The sequence below is a fragment of the Pseudomonas quasicaspiana genome (assembly GCF_021147825.1).
Taxonomy (GTDB): domain Bacteria; phylum Pseudomonadota; class Gammaproteobacteria; order Pseudomonadales; family Pseudomonadaceae; genus Aquipseudomonas; species Aquipseudomonas quasicaspiana.
In genome coordinates, this window is sequence record NZ_JAGTPI010000027.1 from 13,964 (window position 1) to 35,232 (window position 21,269).

The 21,269-nt window shown below is 56.8% G+C and carries 17 protein-coding genes; 9 read left to right on the top strand and 8 right to left on the bottom strand.

The genetic code is table 11. The annotated features are described in order from the left end of the window. Positions 1-40 precede the first annotated feature (40 nt). Positions 41-907 (bottom strand): MurR/RpiR family transcriptional regulator, encoded by an 867-nt coding sequence (locus tag KDX30_RS16465; RefSeq protein ID WP_027901054.1) that lies wholly within the window; start codon positions 905-907, stop codon positions 41-43. A gap of 218 nt (positions 908-1,125) precedes the next feature. Here KDX30_RS16465 and zwf point away from each other — a divergent pair, with 218 nt between their 5' ends. From zwf to KDX30_RS16480, 3 genes are read left to right on the top strand one after another with little or no spacing between them, the layout of a single operon-like run. Continuing rightward, on the top strand, positions 1,126-2,595 hold the full coding sequence (zwf, locus tag KDX30_RS16470; RefSeq protein ID WP_027901053.1) for a glucose-6-phosphate dehydrogenase: 1,470 nt from the start codon (positions 1,126-1,128) through the stop codon (positions 2,593-2,595). Continuing rightward, the gene (gene pgl, locus KDX30_RS16475) at positions 2,582-3,295 is read left to right on the top strand and encodes a 6-phosphogluconolactonase (protein ID WP_231676936.1); all 714 of its coding nucleotides are present in this window, start codon (positions 2,582-2,584) and stop codon (positions 3,293-3,295) included. The genes zwf and pgl overlap by 14 nt, the downstream gene beginning before the upstream one ends. Before the next feature lie 17 nt (positions 3,296-3,312). After that, positions 3,313-3,987 (top strand): bifunctional 4-hydroxy-2-oxoglutarate aldolase/2-dehydro-3-deoxy-phosphogluconate aldolase, encoded by a 675-nt coding sequence (locus tag KDX30_RS16480; protein ID WP_099267572.1) that lies wholly within the window; start codon positions 3,313-3,315, stop codon positions 3,985-3,987. 151 nt (positions 3,988-4,138) lie between these two features. Here KDX30_RS16480 and KDX30_RS16485 read toward each other — a convergent pair whose 3' ends face one another. Both KDX30_RS16485 and KDX30_RS16490 read right to left on the bottom strand, forming a co-directional pair. Beyond that, entirely contained in the window at positions 4,139-5,314 is a 1,176-nt protein-coding gene (locus tag KDX30_RS16485) for an aminotransferase class V-fold PLP-dependent enzyme (protein WP_231676937.1), read from the bottom strand. A gap of 251 nt (positions 5,315-5,565) precedes the next feature. After that, a complete protein-coding gene (locus KDX30_RS16490) occupies positions 5,566-5,805 on the bottom strand; it encodes a DUF3820 family protein (RefSeq protein WP_027901049.1) in 240 nt (79 codons plus the stop codon). A 220-nt stretch (positions 5,806-6,025) separates the two neighbouring features. On the opposite strand from KDX30_RS16490, the gene KDX30_RS16495 reads away from it, so the two are divergent. Beyond that, positions 6,026-6,505 carry a PA2169 family four-helix-bundle protein gene (locus tag KDX30_RS16495; RefSeq protein WP_231676938.1) on the top strand — a complete coding sequence of 160 codons (480 nt, stop codon included), beginning with the start codon at positions 6,026-6,028 and terminating at the stop codon, positions 6,503-6,505. 175 nt (positions 6,506-6,680) lie between these two features. Here the strand turns inward: KDX30_RS16495 and KDX30_RS16500 are convergent, their stop codons facing one another. From KDX30_RS16500 to KDX30_RS16520, 5 genes are all read right to left on the bottom strand, one after another. After that, positions 6,681-8,177 carry a sensor domain-containing diguanylate cyclase gene (locus tag KDX30_RS16500; RefSeq protein WP_231676939.1) on the bottom strand — a complete coding sequence of 499 codons (1,497 nt, stop codon included), beginning with the start codon at positions 8,175-8,177 and terminating at the stop codon, positions 6,681-6,683. Between the two features lie 369 nt (positions 8,178-8,546). Continuing rightward, positions 8,547-9,911, bottom strand: a complete 1,365-nt coding sequence (locus KDX30_RS16505; protein ID WP_231676940.1) for a heavy metal sensor histidine kinase — start codon at positions 9,909-9,911, stop codon at positions 8,547-8,549. Further along, positions 9,908-10,591 carry a heavy metal response regulator transcription factor gene (locus tag KDX30_RS16510; RefSeq protein WP_231676941.1) on the bottom strand — a complete coding sequence of 228 codons (684 nt, stop codon included), beginning with the start codon at positions 10,589-10,591 and terminating at the stop codon, positions 9,908-9,910. The genes KDX30_RS16505 and KDX30_RS16510 overlap by 4 nt, the downstream gene beginning before the upstream one ends. A gap of 256 nt (positions 10,592-10,847) precedes the next feature. Continuing rightward, the gene (locus tag KDX30_RS16515) at positions 10,848-13,973 is read right to left on the bottom strand and encodes a multidrug efflux RND transporter permease subunit (RefSeq protein ID WP_231676942.1); all 3,126 of its coding nucleotides are present in this window, start codon (positions 13,971-13,973) and stop codon (positions 10,848-10,850) included. Beyond that, positions 13,970-15,130, bottom strand: coding sequence for an efflux RND transporter periplasmic adaptor subunit (locus KDX30_RS16520; RefSeq protein ID WP_231676943.1), 1,161 nt, complete (start codon positions 15,128-15,130; stop codon positions 13,970-13,972). Before KDX30_RS16520 ends, KDX30_RS16515 begins: the two co-directional genes overlap by 4 nt. Before the next feature lie 250 nt (positions 15,131-15,380). On the opposite strand from KDX30_RS16520, the gene KDX30_RS16525 reads away from it, so the two are divergent. The 5 genes from KDX30_RS16525 (at position 15,381) to KDX30_RS16545 (ending at position 21,154) form a co-directional block, all read left to right on the top strand. Then, the gene (locus KDX30_RS16525) at positions 15,381-15,749 is read left to right on the top strand and encodes a hypothetical protein (protein WP_231676944.1); all 369 of its coding nucleotides are present in this window, start codon (positions 15,381-15,383) and stop codon (positions 15,747-15,749) included. A 472-nt stretch (positions 15,750-16,221) separates the two neighbouring features. Continuing rightward, entirely contained in the window at positions 16,222-16,806 is a 585-nt protein-coding gene (locus KDX30_RS16530) for a fimbrial protein (protein ID WP_231676945.1), read from the top strand. Positions 16,807-16,985: 179 nt separating this feature from the next. Beyond that, entirely contained in the window at positions 16,986-17,735 is a 750-nt protein-coding gene (locus tag KDX30_RS16535) for a fimbrial biogenesis chaperone (RefSeq protein ID WP_231676960.1), read from the top strand. 243 nt (positions 17,736-17,978) lie between these two features. After that, complete coding sequence (locus KDX30_RS16540) at positions 17,979-20,426, top strand: fimbria/pilus outer membrane usher protein (RefSeq protein ID WP_231676961.1); 2,448 nt, start codon at positions 17,979-17,981, stop codon at positions 20,424-20,426. Beyond that, positions 20,423-21,154, top strand: a complete 732-nt coding sequence (locus KDX30_RS16545; RefSeq protein ID WP_231676946.1) for a fimbrial biogenesis chaperone — start codon at positions 20,423-20,425, stop codon at positions 21,152-21,154. The genes KDX30_RS16540 and KDX30_RS16545 overlap by 4 nt, the downstream gene beginning before the upstream one ends. Positions 21,155-21,269: the final 115 nt, after the last annotated feature.

Sequence of the window (21,269 nt, forward strand, 5' to 3'; positions counted from 1 at the left end):
GGTCCCACAAGTTACCTCCCCAGCCATGCCACTGTGATCCTTACCCCTGATCCTCAACCGGATACCGGCTGTCATTCAAGCTTTCCTTGATCTTGCGCAGGTGCGGCTGGAAGTCCACGCCGCGGCGAAGGGTCATGCCGGTAGCCAGCACATCGAGCACGGTGAGCTGGATGATCCGCGAGGTCATCGGCATGTAGATATCGGTGTCTTCCGGCAGCGGGATATTCAGACTCACTGTGCTGGCCTGCGCCAGCGGCGAGCCGGCAGCGGTCAGGCCCAGCACTGAAGCGCCATTGGCCCGGGCAATACGTGCCACTTCCACCAGTTCCCGCGTACGGCCTGTGTAGGAAATGATCACGAACAATTCACCGGTGTGTGCCACCGAGGCAATCATGCGCTGCATGAGCACGTCGGCGTGAGCGGTCACCGCCAGATTGAAACGGAAGAATTTGTGCTGGGCATCCAGCGCCACAGGTGCCGAGGCACCCAGCCCGAAGAAGTGGATCTGCCGCGCCTGAATCAACATGTCCACAGACTTGCTGATCAGCGCCGGATCCAGTTGCTGGACTGCACTGTCCAGCGAGGCAATCGCGCTGCCGAAGATCTTCTTGGTGTAAGCCTCGGGATCATCGTCGGCTTCCACTGCACGACTGACGTACGCGGCACCGCTGGCCAGACTTTGTGCCAACTGCAATTTGAGCTCTGGATAACCGCTGACTGCAAATGAGCGGCAGAATCGATTGACGGTCGGCTCGCTGACTTTTGCAGCCTGAGCCAATGCCGCGATACTGAAGCGAGTTGCTTGTTGTGGGTTAAGAAGAATCGCTTCAGCTACCTTGCGCTCCGCTTTGTTGAGCTCTTCGAGGCGGCTCTGGATCTGCTCCAGAAGATTTCTTGAGTGGTCCATTCAAAGTCCTAATCAGGCAGATTTGCTCAGGTTTTTTTGAGGGCAGGCACATAGGGCCTTTAGCCTGTAGCAAAGGTGGCCTATCGTACTCAGGGCCTGTGTTGATCACCACTGGAATATGCTTCTAGATGGAATGTTGTGGTTATTACTACATATGGCCTTGAGTAACGCCTTTAAAAAAGGTATTTGTAGCTTAACTTGATAAAAGAACCAACATTATGCTCTCGATTACGGTTGAACCGTGCACTTTTGCCTTGTTTGGCGCCTTGGGCGACCTGGCAGTGCGCAAACTGTTCCCGGCGCTTTATCAGCTCGACCGCGCTGGATTGCTGCACGCTGACACGCGAATTCTTGCGTTGGCGCGTGAGTCTGGCGACGCACAGCAGCATTTGGCACACATCGAAGATTCATTACGCCGCTTTGTTCCCGAAGCACAGCTTGAAACTGAACACGTGGAGCGCTTCCAGGCGCGTCTGAGTTACCTGCACGTCGACTTTCTCAAGGCCGAGGATTACGTCGCGCTGGCGGAGCGTGTGGGCGATGCGGAAACCCTGATTGCCTACTTCGCCACGCCGGCTTCGGTATACGGCGCGATCTGTGAAAACCTGGCATCGGTCAACCTGACCGAGCGCACCCGTGCCGTGCTGGAAAAGCCCATCGGCCACGACCTCGCCTCGTCGCGTCGGGTCAACGATGCCGTGGCGCAGTTCCTGCCGGAAACCCGCGTCTACCGCATCGACCATTATCTGGGCAAGGACACCGTTCAGAACCTGATCGCCCTGCGTTTCGCCAACAGCCTGTTTGAAACCCAGTGGAACCAGAACCACATCTCCCACGTGGAAATCACCGTTGCGGAGAAGGTGGGTATCGAAGGCCGTTGGGGGTATTTCGATCAGGCCGGGCAACTGCGCGACATGATCCAGAACCACTTGCTGCAATTGCTGTGTCTGATCGCCATGGACCCGCCGAGTGATCTGTCCGCCGACAGTATTCGTGACGAGAAGGTCAAGGTGCTCAAGGCCCTCGCACCGTTCACGCCGGAGCGCCTCGCCACTCAAGTGGTTCGCGGTCAGTACACCGCGGGTTACAGCGAAGGCAAAGCAGTACCGGGCTATCTGGAGGAAGAGAATTCCAACACCCAGAGCGACACCGAAACCTTCGTTGCCCTGCGTGCCGATATCCGTAACTGGCGTTGGTCAGGTACACCGTTCTATTTGCGTACCGGCAAGCGTATGCCGCAAAAACTGTCGCAGATCGTGATCCATTTCAAAGAGCCGCCGCACTACATCTTCGCCCCTGAGCAACGTATGCAGATCAGCAATCGCCTGATCATTCGCCTACAGCCGGACGAAGGCATTTCTTTGCAGGTCATGACCAAGGATCAGGGCCTGGACAAAGGCATGCAGCTGCGCAGCGGCCCGTTGCAACTGAATTTTTCCGACACTTACCGCAGCGCGCGCGTGCCTGATGCGTACGAACGTTTGTTGCTGGAAGTCATGCGCGGCAATCAGAACCTGTTTGTTCGCAAAGATGAAATTGAGTACGCCTGGCAATGGTGCGATCAGTTGATCGCCGGCTGGAAAAAGGCGGGCGATGCGCCCAAGCCTTACCCCGCCGGAACGTGGGGGCCGATGAGCTCCATTGCCCTGATTACTCGTGATGGGAGATCGTGGTATGGCGATATGTGAACTTGAATTTCCGCAGGGCCTCGTGGCCCGTGAATTCGATAATCCGCAGCTGCTGGCCGAGACGCTGGCAGCCAATGTAGCCGAACAGCTCAGCGCTGCAATCAACGCCAAGGGCGTCGCGATGCTGGTGGTCTCCGGTGGCCGTAGCCCGGTGGCGTTTTTCCAGAGCCTGGCGCAGCAGCCGCTGGACTGGTCGAAAGTGGTTATCAGCCTGGCTGATGAGCGCTGGGTGCCCGTTGAGCACGCCGACAGCAATGCCGGGCTGCTGCAGCGTTTCCTGTTGCAAGGTCCTGCGGCCAAGGCGCGCTTCTTCGGTCTATACACCGTCGCGCCGAGCCTTGAAGAGGCCGCCGACGCGGCTGATCAGGCGCTGGCCGAACTGCCACCGATTGACGTGCTGATTCTGGGCATGGGCGATGACGGTCATACCGCGTCGCTGTTCCCGAACAGTCCGAACCTGAGCGAAGCGTTGCGACTGGACAGTACTCGTCGTTGCTTGCCGATGCTGGCGCCAGCTGTTCCGCATCAACGCCTGACCATGACCCGTCAACTGCTGGCGTCGGCGCGCCTGCCGATTCTGTCGGTTTCCGGTCAGGCCAAACTCGACACCCTGCGGGCCGCATTGGCGGGCGATGACCTCGCTGAAATGCCAATACGCGCCTTTCTTGACTCTTCACTTGAGATTTACTGGTGCCCATAACAAAAGGATCCGCCGCCATGAACACCGTCGATACCACTCAGCCGCTGAACAGCATGGCGAACAAGATCAAGCAGATTGACGACCTCTGCGCCAAGGCAAAGATTTTGCCGGTCATCACCATCCTGCGTGACGAAGACGTCCTGCCGCTGGCGGATGCTTTGGCTGCCGGTGGCATGACGGCGCTGGAAGTCACCTTGCGTTCGGCCTTTGGCCTGAGCGCAATCCGCATTCTTCGTGAGCAGCGCCCTGAGCTTTGCGTCGGCGCTGGCACCATTCTCGACCGGCACATGCTGGCCGACGCCGAGGCAGCCGGTTCACAATTCATCGTCACGCCAGGCAGTACGCAAGATTTGCTGCAAGCGGCGCTCGACAGCCCGCTGCCGCTGTTACCCGGTATCAGCAGTGCGTCGGAAATCATGATCGGCTACGCGATGGGCTACCGTCGTTTCAAGCTGTTCCCGGCAGAAATCAGCGGCGGCGTTGCGGCGATCAAAGCCCTTGGCGGCCCGTTCAATGAAGTGCGTTTCTGCCCAACCGGCGGCGTCAACGCCGACAACCTCAAGAGCTACATGGCGCAGCCTAACGTCATGTGCGTCGGCGGTACGTGGATGATCGACAATGCCTGGGTCAAGAACGGCGACTGGGGCCGTATCCAGGAAGCCACCGCGCAGGCGATGGCGTTGTTTGATTGATTAATCCGCTGTTGAGCTGCAATACATTCCCCTGTGGGAGCAGAGCTTGGTCTGGGCGGCATTCCGACGATTAGGCTGGACGCGGTTCACTTTAGATCGCGTCCAGCCTTATCGCGGGCAAGCACCGCTCCCACAGTTCGAAGTTCGGCATTCACACGAGCTTTTGCAGCGCTTCCACCAACAACCCCATGTCCGCCGCCGAGGTACTGAACCCCGGCGTAATCCGGATACAAGGCCCGCACGCTGCGCCCTCACGGGCGACGGTGAACAGGTTGTAGTCCTCCAGCAAGCGCTTAACCATTTTCTGCTGATCTGCCTGACGGGTGAAGCGCAGCGCGGTGATCCCGCAATACAGCCGCGGATCGTCCGGGGTCAGAATCTCGATATGGTCCAGCTCTCTGGACGGCTTTACCCACAAGTCGCGCAGGTAGTTCAGGCGTGCGCCTTTACTGGCCGAGCCACCCATCGCCGCATGCTCTTCGAACACCTTGGGCAGGGTCATCCAGGCCGGAATGTTCGGTGTGCCATAAGGCACCAGCGACAGAATATTATCGGGGGAGTAGCGGGTGTCACCCATGTCCGGGTCGATAGCTGCAATCCTGTCCCGCGCCACATAGATAAACCCCAGGCTCAACGGCGCGCCAATCCACTTCTGCAGGTTGTAGCCCGCGAACGCCACGCCCAGCTCGTCGAGTTTGAAATCCAGTTGGCCCAATGCGTGGGCACCGTCAAGGATGATATCCACGCCGTGCTCTTTCGCCAGGCCCGCAATGGCTTGAACCGGCATTACCAGCCCTGTGCGGTGAGTGACGTGGGTCAGCGCCATCAGCTTGAGCCGTGGATATTGCTCGAAGGCTTGCTGATAGCTGTTCAACAGGCTTTCGTAGGTAGCGGGGTGGACGTGGGAAATCTCTATGACTTCGACGCCACGGCTTTTGGCCAGCCAGCGCATGGCAGACTGCACGCTGATGTAATCCAGATCACAGATCAGCACCTGATCGCCAGGTTGCAGCTGGTTGTAGTTGCGGATCAGCGACTGTAACGATTCGGATGCGCAGCGGGTGATTGCGATTTCTTCTGCGCTGACTTGTAGCAGCTGCGCCAGTTCGGCGTGGATCATGCCGCTGTCATGGGTATCAAATTGACGACGCACATAGACCGAGTTGCTACGGTTCACATAATCAATATTGCGACGATAGTCTTCCATGACCTCACGTGTCATACGCCCGAAGTAGCCGTTCTCCAGATTGATCGGCCCTGGCTCAACGTCGTAGCGCCCGGCGATGTCCTGCCAGAACTGTTCATCCCTTGCCTGTTGCTCGAGCATTGCGTCCTCTCTTTCTGACTGAATGACACGTTTTGTAGAAGCCACTGTGAACCCAATCCTGTAGGAGTCGCCCCGGTGTCCCTAAAACCACGCTGTCGCGCAGCAAACATAGAACCAAGGAGCGCACGAGCACCGCGAGGCCGCGATGGCGGTATTCCAGACAGGACGCGCCATCGCTGCCTCGCGGTGCTCGTGAGCGCCTACAAGGGCAATTTGCACGCAACATTGGATGGCGCCCCGGAAATCCACTGTTATTGGCGGTCGCTGTACTTCTTCCGCGGCCCCGTGCGCAGCGGCTCCAGCAGCTCCGACAGGCCGTTATGGTCAATCTCCTGCATCAACGCCAACAGGCTACCCAGCTCGCCCTTGGGAAAGCCCTCCCGCGCAAACCAGTTCAGGTATTGGCCCGGCAAGTCGGCCAGCAGACGGCCTTTGTATTTGCCAAACGGCATTTCGCGGGTGACCAGCAGCAAAAGTTTTTCCGGATCCATGAGCTTCGCGTTACCTGATTTCAAAACACCCTGACGATACGTGCATTCTGCATGCAGGCCAAAGGACAGTTCATGCAGAAATCACGACTCATCTGTATGGCGTTTAATATAAGTCATTGATTTTAAAGATTTAAGTTTATTCAAAAAAGCTGGCATGCCCCCTGCAATTACCTAAGCATGCAAATCATTTTGTATAAACCTGCCCATAAGGAACTTGAAAATGACTGACATCAATAAAGAATCGATCTCCCTTCTGAACGACCTGATCGAAACCAGCAAAGATGGCGAAAAGGGTTTTCAGACCAGCGCAGAAGATATCAAAAACCCTGCGATCAAGGCTTACTTCCTGAGCCGTTCTGCAGAAATCAAAACTTCGGTCGCTGAACTGCAGGCTGAAGTACGTTCACTGGGCGGCGATCCAGAAACCTCTTCCAGCGTAAGTGGCACCCTGCACCGCGCATGGGTTGACCTGAAGTCGGTATTGACCGGCAAAGACGACAAAGCAATCCTGGAAGAAGTAGAGCGCGGCGAAGACGTAGCGCTGAAGGCTTACAAAGAAGCCCGTCAGAAAGCGGTTGAGAAAAGTCTGCCAGCTTCCGTTACCTCGTTGATCGACAAGCAACTGGTTGGCGTGCAAGCTAACCACGATAAAGTCCGTGACCTGCGTAATGCTGCTCGTGCCGAGAAAGCTGCACACTAAGACTTGATTGTCTAAAAAACGCCAGCCAGTCTGGCGTTTTTTTATGGCTGTAATTCAGCGATATTTTTGGCCTCCCTCGGGACAGGCAGGAGCGAATTTATTCGCGAAGAGGCCAACGTTATCGCTGGATAATCAACTGACTGAACCCTGCCTTCGTCTCAACATCCCCTAAAACCTAAGTCGGCTCAACTCTGTTGCGCCCGTTGCTCTTGGCAACATACAGCGCCTTGTCGGCAGTGTTGAACAGCGTATCAACAGGGGCGCCAGCATTCGCCTCTGTACAGGCGATACCAATGCTGACGGTAATTGGCTGGTTATCCCCCGCATAAGGGGCAATGTCCTGTACGGCTTGCCTGATGACCTCTGCGATGGCTCTGGCACCCTCCATATCGGTTTCACCCAGCACCACGACAAACTCTTCGCCGCCATAACGAGCCACAAAATCACCCGGTCTTCTGATGTTGTTGGCGATGGTCGTCGCAACGTTGCGTAGCGCTTCATCTCCGCCATGATGGCCGTGGCGATCATTGAAGGCTTTGAAGTGATCCACATCGATCACCAGCAGCGAAACGGGTTTGCCTGAACGGATGCTGCGCATCCATTCGCTTTTAATCACTTCATCGAGCCGACGCCGGTTGGCCAGCCCGGTCAGCGCATCGGTTGAGGCGCGGGTTCTGAGCTCTTCTTCGGCCTGATGCCGCAGGCCTAATTCACGGCGCAGCAGCAGGCTCAGCCACAGAATACCCAGACACAGTACGGTGGTTGCGAAACCAACCAGCAGAACATTGCGATGCCAGAGGGCGTAGACCTCTTTGACGGACTGGCCTACTACAACAATCAGCGGCAAATCGCCGACATGGGAAAACGTGTATAGGCGCTCTTTGCCGTCGATGGATGACGTACCAGAAAAACTGCCATTACCTTCTTCAATAATCCGTTTGAAATTTGGGGTGCTGGCAAAGCTGGTGCCGATAAGGTCCTTGCCGGAGATTTCTGGATGACGGGCGAGCAGAACGCCGTCAGTGTTAAGTAGCGTGATGTTGCTGTCCGGACCAATGTCCAGCGTGCGAAACAACTGCTTGAAATACACCAGGCGCATCGCCGCACTGGCGATGCCTTGAAAAGAGCCGTCCTCGCCCGATATCCGCCGACTGAAGCTGATGCACCAGTCCTTGAACCCGCCGCGGGACTTGAAGGGCGCACCCACCAGCATCTCGTTTGACGGGTTACGCCTGAGCTCCTGGAAGTGCGCGCGATCAGCAAGATTGACAGTTCGGGGCGTCACTGATGTGGAGTCGGCGAGAATACGCCCGTCCTTGTCTATCAACAGCAGGTCGCCTTTGTAGCGTGCAGCGGTGGAGCGATCAAACAGGACCAGGTGACGCAGATTCGGCGCAATGTTTTGCAGTTCGGGCATTTGCCATGCGCTGATCATGCCCTGCAACGAGGTGTCGTAAAGCTCAGCATTACGCAATACATCGGCATCAATCAGGCTCACGATATTGGACGAAGCCCGCGCTGCCGCTTCATTCGCATCCCTTCGTTCACGGGTCAATAACGAGACAACAATGATCGCAATGGCGGCGATTGCCAGCACACTGCCGCACACCAGGAAAATCTCTGGCCGAGTCCATTTTTTATTCGGTGCCTGCATGGCGTGATGAGCAATCATTGCGCGGAGTGAACCCGGTAAATAATAAATCTTCCTCAACTCTTTGTTTTAAAAGAGGTTTAAGGAATTCATATATTGATAGTGGTTATCGATCCGCTATTTATAACCCATACAGGACGCGTTGAAACAGCAGTGATTTATTATGTTCGTGAACACGTTTTATTTGCTGGAGTGTTGTATCTGTAAAAAAACACATGCCTGGACGCTCATCCTTGTGGGCGCCGGGCTTGCCCGCAATACATGAGACGCACCTGGAAAATAGACTGCGTCATTGTTTATCGCGCGCAAGTCGGATCGCCGCACGGTGTGACCCCTCAGGATTGAATTCCAGGCCCGTTAGTCAGGTGTGGTTTGCTTCAAGGAAAACCATCACAACGGCAAGTTGATCCCGAAGGTATTAATACCCTCGCGGCTGTGCACAAATACGCTGCCGCCATGCATCAGCGCAATGGCTTTGACGATGGCCAGTCCCAGGCCATGGTTGGCACCGCTGTTGGCGCGCGAGGCGTCTACCCGATAAAAACGTTCGAACAGTTTGGGCAGGTGCTCACTGGCGATCTGTGTGCCGGGGTTGGCTACCCCCACACTGACATGGTCTGTCTGCCCGGCAATGTCCACGCGAATCGTTTGCCCAGCCTCGGTGTGTTGCACGGCATTGTGCAGCAAGTTGATCAGCGCTCGACGCAAGTGTGCCTTTTCCATGGGCACACGAGCGTCGCCGTGGACTTCGACGCGCACCTGGGCATCCTCAAGAATGAAGTCCAGATAATCCAGTGTGGTCGCCACTTCCTCAGCCAGAGACGCGCACGTCAGTTCCGTTACCTTGCTGCCTTGATCGGCACTGGCCAGGAAGAGCATGTCATTGATGATCGAGCGCAGTCGTTCGAGCTCTTCCAGATTCGATTGCAGGACCTCGAAGTAGTGTTCCGCCGAACGCCCTCGGGTCAAAGCCACCTGAGTCTGACCAATGAGGTTGGTCAGCGGCGAACGCAGTTCATGGGCGACATCCGCGTTGAAGGATTCAAGCCGCGCATAGGCCTGCTCGACTCGCTCAAGTGTTGAGTTGAATGAGGTTACAAACTGGTTCAGTTCCGGTGGCAGGGGCGTCATCTGCAGACGTCCGGAGAGTCTGGGAGGTGTGAGCTTGCGCGCCTCTAGTGAAAGACTGGCCAACGGCCGCAACCCGATGCGCGCGGCCCAATAACCCAGCACCGACGCCAGCAGTATGCCCAGTGTCGCGAATCCGATCAGAGCGATCATCAGCGAGTGCTGGGTTTGCAGAAATGTATCGGTATCGACGGCAATCAGGAAACGAAGAGGCGGGCGTTGCTCCCTGGCGTCGAACTGGCTGACCAACACCTTGAACGGATATTCGTGCCCGGTAATTCGCAGTTCACGCATGCCCAGAGGGCCATTGGCAAAACGGCGAATGTCGGCATCCGGGTTGCCAAACTCATAGACCGGATTGTCACTGACTACCCAGAAACGCAGGCGCTTGTCTTCTTCGCTGAGCAGCTTCAGCTTGTTTTTGATCCGGCCCCAGTGCTCGACGTCGCTGTGGCGATTGACCGCAGATTCCAGCACGCTGTAGCGGGCTTCCGCCTCTGCTTCCGGCAGCAATGCCATGCTTTTATCAACCTGCAGGTACAACGCCCAGCCAATCAGGGTAAACACCAGCAACGCCACGAGCGCGAACAGACCGCTCAGGCGCAGGGCGATGGAGTCCGTCCTCACTGCGATTCTCCGGCACGACTTTCAAGCACGTAGCCCATGCCGCGAATCGTGTGCAGTAATTTCTGTTCGAAGGGGCCGTCCAGCTTGGCGCGTAGCCGTTTGATCGCCACTTCGACGACGTTGGCGTCACTGTCGAAATTGATGTCCCAGACCATCTCGGCGATGGACGTCTTGGAGAGGATTTCACCCTGGCGGCGCGCCAGCACACTGAGCAAAGAGAACTCCTTGGCTGTCAGGTCCAGGCGCAGCCCGGCGCGCGTTGCTTTGCGGCTGATCAGGTCGATCCACAGATCGGCGATGCTGATTTGCATGGGTTCGTGACCGCTGCTGCGTCGGGTCAGCGCTTGCAGGCGAGCGACCAGTTCAAGAAATGAGAACGGCTTGCCCAGATAGTCATCGGCACCTTCGCGAAGGCCGCGGATACGGTCATCCACTTGCTCGCGGGCGGTGAGCATGATCACAGGCGTCTGTTTGCGGGCGCGCAACGTGCGCAGTACCCCAAAGCCATCCAGACCGGGCAGCATCACGTCGAGAATGATCACATCGTAATCGCTCTCCAGCGCCAGATGCAGGCCTTCTATGCCGTCGCGAGCGAGGTCCACGGTAAAGCCTTGCTCGGTCAGACCGCGACGCAGGTAATCAGCGGTCTTCTCTTCGTCTTCGATGATCAGGACACGCATGGGGCAGGGTCTCTTGGTGCAAAAAAAATACACAGTTTTTCAGCTGGAATACATTCCTGTGCAGACTGTGTGAAAACGTAGCGAGCGACGGCAAGACAAGGCAAAAACAGGCGAAAAAGCGGAGTCTAGGTGTTCTAAATGAGCATTTTTCGCCTGTTTTTAACGCAGTATTGCCGAGCGCAGTAGTTTTCACACAGTCTGTGTGGGAGCGGTGCTTGCCCGCGATACATGAGACGCGGCTGGAAGACCCACCGCGTTATCGTTTATCGCGAGCAAGGTGGAGCGCCACCCCGGCCGCTCCCACAGGTTGGGATCCCTTTGGCTTATGAAACACCCGCTCCAGCTGCAAGTAGATCACCGGTGTCGTAAACAGTGTCAGCATCTGGCTGACCAGCAAACCACCTACGACGGCAATCCCCAGCGGCTGTCGCAGTTCGGCACCCACACCATAACCGAGCATCAAGGGCAGGGCACCCAGCAAGGCAGCCAGGGTGGTCATGATGATTGGACGGAAACGCGTCAGGCAGGCTTCATGAATTGCATCCAGTGGGCTCATGCCTCGGTCACGCTGCGCCTCGAGGGCGAAGTCCACCAGCAAAATACCGTTCTTCTTGACGATACCGATGAGCAGAACCACGCCGATCAAGGCCATGATCGAAAAGTCTTGCCCCATCAACCACAGCAGTAACAGTGCGCCGATACCTGCCGAGGGCAGGGTAGAAATGATCGTTAACGGGTGGACGAAGCTTTCATAAAGCACACCCAGAATGATGTACACCGCCACCAGCGCCGCCAGAATCAGCCAAGGCTGGTTGGCCAGTGAACTCTGAAACGCCTGCGCCGCCCCCTGGAAGTTACCGATGATGGAAGCTGGCATGCCGATCTCGTTTTTGGCCTGATCGACCATCCGCACCGCATCGCCAAGTGCCACACCGGGCGACAGGTTGAATGACAGGTTGGCGGCAGGGAACATGCCGTCATGGGCGATGGACAAAGGCCCCATGGTTGGCGCGCCGACCTTGGCCAGCGCCGACAGCGGCACCATCTCGTTGGTCAGGGGCGAGCGCAGATAGAAATACCCCAGGCTTTCGGCCTTGCCGCGTTGTTTGGCGTCCAGTTCCAGAATCACTTTGTACTGATTGATTTCAGTCTGGTACTCGCTGATCTGTCGCTGGCCGAAAGCGTCGTACAGGGCCTGATCGACATCGTTGGTGGTCAATCCGAAGCGAGCGGCAGCGCTGCGGTCGATATTGATATGGGTAACGCTGCCGCCCAGTTGCAGATCGTTGGACAAATCACGGAATGCGGGGTTGGTGCGCAGTTTTTCCGTCAGGCGCTGGGTCCAGGTATTGAGCAGCGGACCGTCATTGCTTTTGAGCACATATTGATACTGGCTGCGGCTCGGACCGGGGCTCAGGTTGATGTCTTGCCCGGCGCGCAGGTACAGAACGATGCCGGGAATCTTCGCCAGCTTCGGACGTATCCGGTCAATGAACTCACTCACCGAAACGTCGCGTTCACCCCGGGGTTTAAGGGAGATCCAGAACCGCCCGTTCGCGATGGTCTGGTTGCTGCCGCTAACCCCAACCGAATGGGAGAACGCCTGCACTGCCGGATCAGCACCGATGATTTTCGCCAGTTGCAGGTGTTTTTCCACCATGTCGGGATAGGAAATATCGGCCGCGGCCTCGCTGGTGCCAAGGGCGAATGCGGTGTCCTGTACCGGAAAGAACCCCTTGGGGATCAGTACGTAGCCAACGCCTGCAAGCACAAATGTCAGCCCGAAAACCCCGAGCATGATCCGTTGATGGGCCAGGGCCTTGTTCAGGCCCCGCTCATAAAGTGCCAACAGGCGTTCGCTGAAACCTGGCTTTGCATGCGGATCATGTTTCGGCGCGCGCATGAACAGCGCCGCCAGTGTCGGCGCGAGGGTCAGCGAAACGACAACCGAAATCAGAATGGTCGCGGTGGCGGTGAGTGCAAACTCTTTGAACAGCCGCCCGACCACGCCGCCCATGAACAGCAATGGAATAAACGCTGCCACCAGAGAGAAGCTGATAGACACCACCGTGAAGCCAATTTCCCCGGAGCCCTTGATCGCCGCTTCGCGCATGCCGTCACCGGCCTCAAGGTGTCGGTGAATGTTCTCCACCACGACAATGGCGTCGTCCACCACGAATCCGACCGCCACCACAATCGCCACCAGCGTCAGGTTGTTCAGGCTGAAGCCAAACACGTACATCATCGCGAAGCTGGCGACCAGCGAGACACCCAGCACAGCGCTGACAATCAGCGTGGCCGACAGCTGGCGCAGGAACAGCGCCATGACCGCGACCACCAACAGAATGGCGATCACCAGGGTCATTTCCACTTCGTGCAGCGAGGCACGAATGGTTCGTGTCCGGTCATTGAGCACCGAGACGTCGACCGAGGCCGGAAGCATTTCCAGCAGACGTGGCATCTCGCGCTGAATGCGGTCCACGGTTTCCACGATGTTGGCACCGGGCTGGCGGAAAATCGTGACGTTGACGCCTTGCTGATCGCCCGACCAGGCCTGCACGTAAGCGTTTTCCGAACCGTTGATGACCCGCGCCACGTCTTTCAGGTGAACAGGGGCGCCGTCCTTGTAGGAGACGATCAGTTGCGCGTAATCCTGAGGCCGAAACAGTTGATCGTTGGAGGCGATGGTGGACACGCTGTCTTTTCCGTACAGCGCACCTTTGGCGAGGTTAAGACTGGTCTGTTGCACCGCGACGCGGATATCAGCAAGCGTCAGGCCCAGTGCGGCAAGCTTCTCCGGTGCAGCCTGTACGCGAATTGCCGGGCGTTGCTGACCGGTAATGAACACCTGCCCCACACCGTCGATCTGGCTCAGTTGCCGCGCCAGCAATGACTCGGTTACGTCGCTCAGTTCGGTAGGCGGCATCAGATTGGAGCTGACGCTGAGAATCAGCACCGGGCTGTCCGCCGGATTGACCTTGCGCCAGGTCGGCAGGTTGGGCATGTCGGCGGGAAGGCGGCCTGCTGCGGTATTGATCGCGGCCTGGACTTCCTGCGCGGCGGTGTCGATGCTTTTGTTGAGGGTAAATTGCAGGGTCAGGTTGGTGGAGCCCAAAGCGCTGCTGGAGGTCATTTGTGTCATGCCGGGAATGGCGCTGAATTGCACTTCCAACGGCGTCGCGACTGACGAAGCCATGGTTTCCGGGCTGGCACCGGGTAACTGCGCGGTGACCTGAATGGTCGGGAACTCGGCCTCAGGCAGCGGCGCGACGGGCAGGCGCGGGAACGCAATCGCCCCCAGCAGGACCATAGCAAACGTCAATAATAAAGTGGCGACCGGATGGTCCACGCACCAGGCTGAAACCCATCCACGGCCCTTCATCGTGTGCCGTCCAGTTCTGCCGTCTGGCTAGTCTCTGTCGTGTTACGCAGCACTTCGATTTTCGATCCTGCCTTGAGTCGTGACTGACCGTCGCTGACTAGCACGTCGCCCGCCTTGGGACCGGAGATGAGCATCAGGCTGCTGTCCTGATACAGCACCTGCACCGGAACCACTTCGACCTTGTCGCCGTTGACCCGGAACGCGAAGTGTTGATCGATGCCGCGTTGCACGACCTGCGGCGGCACTCGCAAGGCATCGCGGTCTATGGCTGTCTGGATTTTAACCGTGACCAGTTGACCTGGCCACAACAGCTGTTTTGGATTATTGAATTCGGCTTTGGCGCGAATGGTCCCGGTGGTGGCCGAGACCTGGTTGTCGATCAGGGTCAGCTTGCCGTCTCCCAGTAGCGTCCCGTTATCGCCGTCACCAAGGAAGGCTTTGACGGCTGCTGGCGAGCTTGAAGCGATCAAACCTTGCAGTGTTGGCAGCATTTGTTGCGGCAGTGAAAACTCCACCGAGACAGGATCAATCTGCGTGACCGAAAACAGGCCCTGAGCATCGCTGACGCGCAGGAAGTTGCCTTCATCGACGTTGCGAATGCCGACTCTGCCAGTGACCGGCGAGCGAATCTGGGTGTACGAAAGTTGCACTTGAGCGGCGTTGATCGCGGCCTCGTTGCCCATCGCTGTGGCTTTGAGTTGATGGACCGTGGCTTGCTGCTGATCGAAAGTCTGTTTGGAGATGCCATTGTCTTCACTGAGCAGCCGGTAGCGCTTCAGGTCGACCTGGGCCATGTCCAGCTGTGCCTTGCTTTGCGCAAGCTGAGCCTTGGCCTGTTCCAGCGAGGCGCGAATGGCCCGGTCGTCAATCGTCGCCAGCAAATCTCCGGCCTTGACCGTTTGCCCTTCCTTGACCAGCACTTTGGTGAGGATGCCATCCACTTGCGGGCGAATGATCACACTGTGCAAAGACAGCACTGAACCAATACCCGTGACGAAACGCGGTACATCCTCCTCGGTCACTTTGACGACTTTGACCGGCACCGCCGTCGGTGTGCTGACTTTTGCCGTCGCCGGACGGGTCAGGGTCCAGCTGGATACACCGATCAAGCCCGTGATGACAATAACGGCAAGGACGGTTCTGGTCTGTTTACGCATTCGAGAGACGCCGGAAAGTCGGGGAAGGAGGGTCGTTGTGGATGGCGCTTCTCTTATAGCCCGTCAACCCGGTCAGCAGGGTGACGGCCACCTGTCAGAATTGTCAGCAAGAAAGGCGCAACGCGCACGAACGTTATCAAGAAACACGGGCTGGAGACGATATCTATAGAAAGGAATTCTCGGGAAATTTTCCTGCTTGTTCCATTTGGTTTTCTTTGCTGATCAAAACGTACCAAGTTGGAGCAAGCCCATGAAGTGCAGCGTCTCAAGCGGGAACCGTTGGTTTGAAGTCGTTTATGAGGCGCGCAAGGTCATCGCCGTTCTGATTGTCGGTCCTTTATGCCTGAGTGCGTTTAACGCATCGGCCGCTAACGGTCAGCTGAGTTTTAGCGGGGCCGTCAACAATGCCAGCTGCGCGGTGCTGCCGACGAGCCTGGTTGGAGGGATCAACACTCAACGGGTCAACGTTTCCGCCCATATGTCCATTGTGGTTGATACGGCGCATAACGCCTGTACCGGCTCCGTCATCCCGTTCTCGACACAGTACCAGGCGCTACCAGCATCATTATCGAAGGGCAACCCGGCGGGTGCCGGAGTTCTGACCCTCACGTATCAATAGGCTCCTGGCACCGCGCTATCGCGCAGCAAACGGGTAATCCTGTAGGAGCCAACTTGTTGGCGAGACGTCGGACCTGCATCGTCAGAAGTTCTGTCTCGCGGTGCTCGTTAGCTCCTGCAGGTCATCTCTTTACTGCATGACCCTGGGCTCCTCTAACTGAATCCCTCCGCTAACCTGATACTTGTCGGGTGCGTGACAGCTCTGGTTGCAAATAAAGTTTAGCGTTGTAGCAATGTCGTCAACTTTATGTGAAGTATTGCCTGACCTTTTTTATCGGGTATTATCTCAGTGCCACGGTTTATGCGGGCTGCAAAAGAGTTACGGTTATTCCTACGGAAGGTTCCTGCAAGTTCCGTGGCTTATTCCATACGATTAAAGTAACAAAGCCGACATCGATCCAAAAGATCGAACCTTATAGTGCGTGGCGTCCGATTTAGGGCATACACGAAATAACACAAGGAATGTCGTTACTATGAAAAATATCACTCTTGCCCTGGCCGTTAGTGGCGCTTTGGCTTTGAGCCTGGCTAACACCGCCAATGCTGCGAACAATGGTGTGCTGAAGTTTTCCGGCACCCTGACCAACATTTCCTGCAGCGTTTCACCCGGCACTGGCACCGGCCCAGGCACCCAGCCTGGCGATATTGCGGTTGATCTGGGTAACGTTTCGTTCTCTGACATTGGTACTTCTGGTGAGAATAAACTGGAGACCGCGACGCCCATTCAGTTGCTGGTCAACTGCACCGCGGGTGCCGATCAATACAACCTTGTGAAAATGCGCTTTAAAGCCGGAATGGGTCATGGTACCGATGACAATGACAGCAAGTTACTTCGCGTAACCGGTTCGGCAGGCGGTGTTGCCATTGGTGTGCTTAACGCTTCGAATCAACTGATGGATCTGTCTGGAACCGGCACCATAGACAAACCGCTGGTCAAGGACGGTGCCGGTGGTGCCACCGCTGAGCTGAATCTGGCCGGGGTCTACATGCTGAATGGCACGGTAACCCGACCAGGTACAGCCATGGGCGATCTGCCGTTCACCCTGGATTACGAGTAATACGCCGCATGGAGCGAGCATTGCTCGCTCCATTTCGGGTTACTTACTCCATCGAACATCGAAGGGTATGGACGTTCGCAGAGTCGGCTTAAGCCGCGCGCGGTTTGAGTTCGGCCCTGCGAACCGTGTCTGACCAAGGCACTGTGGGATTTCATACTGAGTACAAGGCGAGCGCCAGCATGTTTTTGTTTTTCTACCGTCATGTAGCCCAGTTGGCTGCAACGGCTTTATGGTCATTGCTGTTCTGCGCGAGCGTGCAGGCCAGCATCGTCATAAACACCACACGCATTATTTATCTCGCTTCAGACAAGGAGGTCAGTTTCGGCGTACATAACGCAGGCAATAAAGAGATCCTTGTGCAAAGTTGGCTGGAGCCAAGCGCCGAACATACAGATCCGAATAACCTGCCTTTTGTGATAACCCCGGCGATTGCCCGTTTAGCCAGTGATGGCAGGCAACTGGTGCGGATTATCTATTCTGGCAAGGACATGCCGCAGGACCGCGAATCAGTGCTCTGGCTCAACGTTCAGGAAATTCCTCAGGTGGCTGCGCAAAACACATTGCAGATCGCCGTCCGGCAGCGAATGAAGCTGTTCTTCCGGCCCAAAGGGCTGGTGGGTGATGTCGCCGAAGCGCCGGAATATCTGCGCTGGAAGCTGGCGGCAGATAATACATTGCACGTTGAAAATCCGGGGCCGTATCACGTTTCCATGGTCATGATTACCGCACAGCGTGCCGGCAACAAGTTGCTGAGCCATGACAGCCAGATGATCGCCCCCGGTCAGCAACTGCAACTACCGTTAAGTGATTTTGGCGATGGAGCGACGTTGAACTTCATTAGCATCAATGATTTTGGCGGTCAGGTTGCATACCGCACCACACTGAAATCCGGCGAGATCACACAGGCCGTCACGGTGGAACCTCGATAACGGTCACTTCGTTTTTCTTCACTGCGTTACTTACCCAATTCAAGCCGCGTCACGCGCAATGGCTCAGTAGTTGTGTGCCTGCCTGAAAGGGATTCGGGCAAGGCTCAGAACTTCCAGATCGAGTGGAAACTGCTAATGGAATGGCTTTACAAAAACATTGGGGAATCAACTCCGGGATCCATCCTGCGTTTAGCAAAGGGGTTCAGACTCAAGTCGGTAACCGGCGGTATGGTTCTGGTCGTCATGCAGGTATTTACAGCGCAAGGCTGGGCAATCGAAAGCGCGCCGGTTAAACCGGTAAAGTTTAATACAGCATTCATCCAGGGCAGCGACCAGCCTCCAGAGCTTACTGAGTTCCTGCAGGCCAATACGCTGTTGCCTGGCACCTATCGGGTGGACATTTACGTCAATCGCGCATTGAGCGGTCGGCGCGATATTGTCTTTGCCAACAACCCGTTATCTGACCGTATCGAACCCTGCCTGACGCTGGAGATGCTTCAGACTTTTGGGCTTGATCTCAGTCGTTTGTCAGGCGACCCGACAACGCAAAGCGCACAGGCGTGCTTTGATTTGCCTGCCAATGTCGAGTTCGCCCGGGTTGAGTACCAACCCAATACGCTGCGCCTCAATATCAGCGTGCCGCAAGCGGTCATGCAGCGCAGTGCCAGAGGTTATGTACCTCCGGAGTTGTGGGACGGTGGCGAGTCCGTCGGCTTCTCCAGCTACTCGTTCAATGCTGTCAGACGTAGTAATCGGCGGGAGAAGACCGACCAGTATTATCTGGGGCTGCGCAATGGCCTCAATCTGGGCGCATGGCGGCTGAGGAACGAGTCCTCTCTGGTCTACGCCGACAATCAGTCTTATCGCTTCAGTAGCAACCGGACTTATCTGCAACGGGATCTGAGCACGCTGCGCAGTCAACTGACCCTTGGCGAGACATTCACCGACTCACAAATTTTCGACAGTGTGCGTTTTCTGGGTGTGGGGGTAAGTTCTGACGATGCCATGCTTCCCGACAGTGAACGCAACTACTCGCCGGTGATTCGCGGCACTGCCGAAACCAACGCATCGGTTGAAGTTCGTCAAAACGGCTTCCTGCTCTACAGCGGCAACGTTTCACCGGGGCCGTTCGAGATCAGTGACATTTACCCGAGCGGTTCCAATGGTGATCTGCAGGTCACCATCATTGAAGCCGACGGTCGTCGGCGTTCCTTCACCCAGGCCTATGCTTCGCTGCCGATCATGGTGCCCGAAGGCGCATTTCGTTACAGCCTTGCGACAGGGCAGGTCGACAGCGGCAGCAATGACGCTGCGACTCCGACCTTTGCCAGCCTTGCCCTGATTTACGGCGTGTCTGAACGGATCACGAGCTTTGGCGGTTTGCAGTGGGCTGAGGATTACCAGGCAACCAATGTCGGTGCGGGTCTCAATACCGGGTACGGCGCACTGTCAGCCGATCTGACCCACTCCGTCAGCGAAATCGATGATCAGCGTCAAGCGGGGCAGAGTGTGCGCCTGCGATACGCCAACATCTTGAATGCCACTGACACTACCTTCGCAGTGGCGGGTTATCGCTATTCCACCGAGCGCTATCTGTCCCTCAACGAACATGTCGAATCCTCACGAGCGCGGTTCCGTCGGGCAATGACTGGCCGTCCCAAAGACCGCATGGAGCTGACCGTTACGCAGACCTTGCCTGCGCAGTACGGTAGTCTCAGTCTGACCGCGTCCGAACAGCGTTACTGGGATCTTGGCAGCAAGACTCGACAGTTCTACCTGGCGTATAACGCTGCCTGGCGGTCGCTCAGTTACAGCCTGTCTGTGGAAAACAATCGTCAGTCCGGTCGCGACGGGCAGGCTGAAAATGACAACCGGGTCGCGGTCAGCCTGACCTTCCCGTTGGGTGAAAACTCCAGTTCTTCGCGCTTGTCCTTCAATGGCTTACGCGACAGTGCGGGCGAATACAACGCTCAGGCAGGCCTCAGTGGTCAGGTTCTCGATCAGCGTCACGCGTTCTATTCGGTGCAGGCCGGGCACGACAGCAGCTCTGGAAGTTTTGGCTCCGGAAAGCTCAACACCACGCAGCCCTATGGGCGCTTCGAGGCAGGCTACAGCCAGGGCCGTGATTACGATGCCTTCAGCCTTGGGGCTTCCGGGTCTGTGCTGGTTCATGGCGGCGGCATAAACCTGGGGCAGTCACTGGGAGAAACCTTTGCTTTGGTGGAGGTCACAAAGGTCGGCGGCGCCAGACTGACCAGCTTCAGTAATGTCGAAACCGCTGCCAATGGATATGCCGTGCTGCCTTACGCGCAGCCCTATCGCAGCAACTGGGTCAGCCTGGATACCCGTCAACTCGGCGCCGATGTTGAACTGGATAACGCGGTTAGCCAGATTGTGCCGCGTCGTGGCGCGATGCCGGTGGTGCGCTTCAAGGCTTCAACCGGGCGTCGGGTGCAGTTTGAACTGGTTCAGGCCGACGACAGCAAAATCCCCTTGGGCGCGAGTGTCGAAGACCTCAATGGCAAGGCCCTGGCGGTGGTTGACCCGACAAGTCGGGCACTGGTTCTTAGCGAGCAGGACTATGGCGAGTTGCAGGTGAAGTGGGCCGGGCAAAGCTGCCGTGCGCCTTTCGCTCTCCCGGCCCGTGATCCTTCACGTGCCTACGAACGCATTCGGGTGATCTGCCAATGACGAAGCTCATTTGTCTGGGCCTCGCCGCCCTGTTGTCGAGTTCTAATCTGCAGGCTGCCGTGTCTCTGAGCGGGACACGCCTGATCTTTGATGGCCGTTTCCCCGAAGCGAGCCTCGAAGTCGCCAATCGCAGTGACCGTGAAGTGTTGATTCAGGCCTGGTTGAGTGACCCGGCCAATACCGACGGTGATCTTGAAGAGGCCGCTGCCGAGCTGCCCTTCGTGCTTAGTCCGCAGTTGGCGCGCCTCGACGCCCGCGGCAAACAGACGCTCAGGGTCTTGTATCAGGGCCAGGGCATGTCGCTCAACGAGGAATCCTTGCTGCATGTTTATGTGCTGGAAATACCACGGCGCACCGACGTCACTAACGCGTTGAACATTGCGATTCGCCAGCGCATCAACCTGTTCTATCGTCCTGCCGGGCTTACCGAAGACCCTGCCGCAACCGCCTACCGTCTGCGCTGGACGCTGGCCTCTACCTCGTTACGCGTGAGTAATCCGACTTCTTACCATGCCGCGTTACAGGATGTGCGGTTGGGCGGTGTGGTTGCCAGGAACTACCTGCTGCTGGCGCCAGGTGCCAGCCATGAAATGGCTGTTCCTGCTGCAGGCGCAATACGGAGTCTGTCGTTCAAGGCGCTGAACGATTATGGCGGCGCGGACGCTTATTGCGCGGCGGGCAAGAGCGATGGCTTTGACAACACTGAACACCGGCAAAAGGACTGCTGAATGATGAATACCTGTTTCCAGGCTGTACGGAATTTTCTGAGCTCAAGCGCCATTCCTGTTGAAGTGCGCTCCTATAAAGCAAAATATAAATCACTGAATAGATGCGATTTTGAAG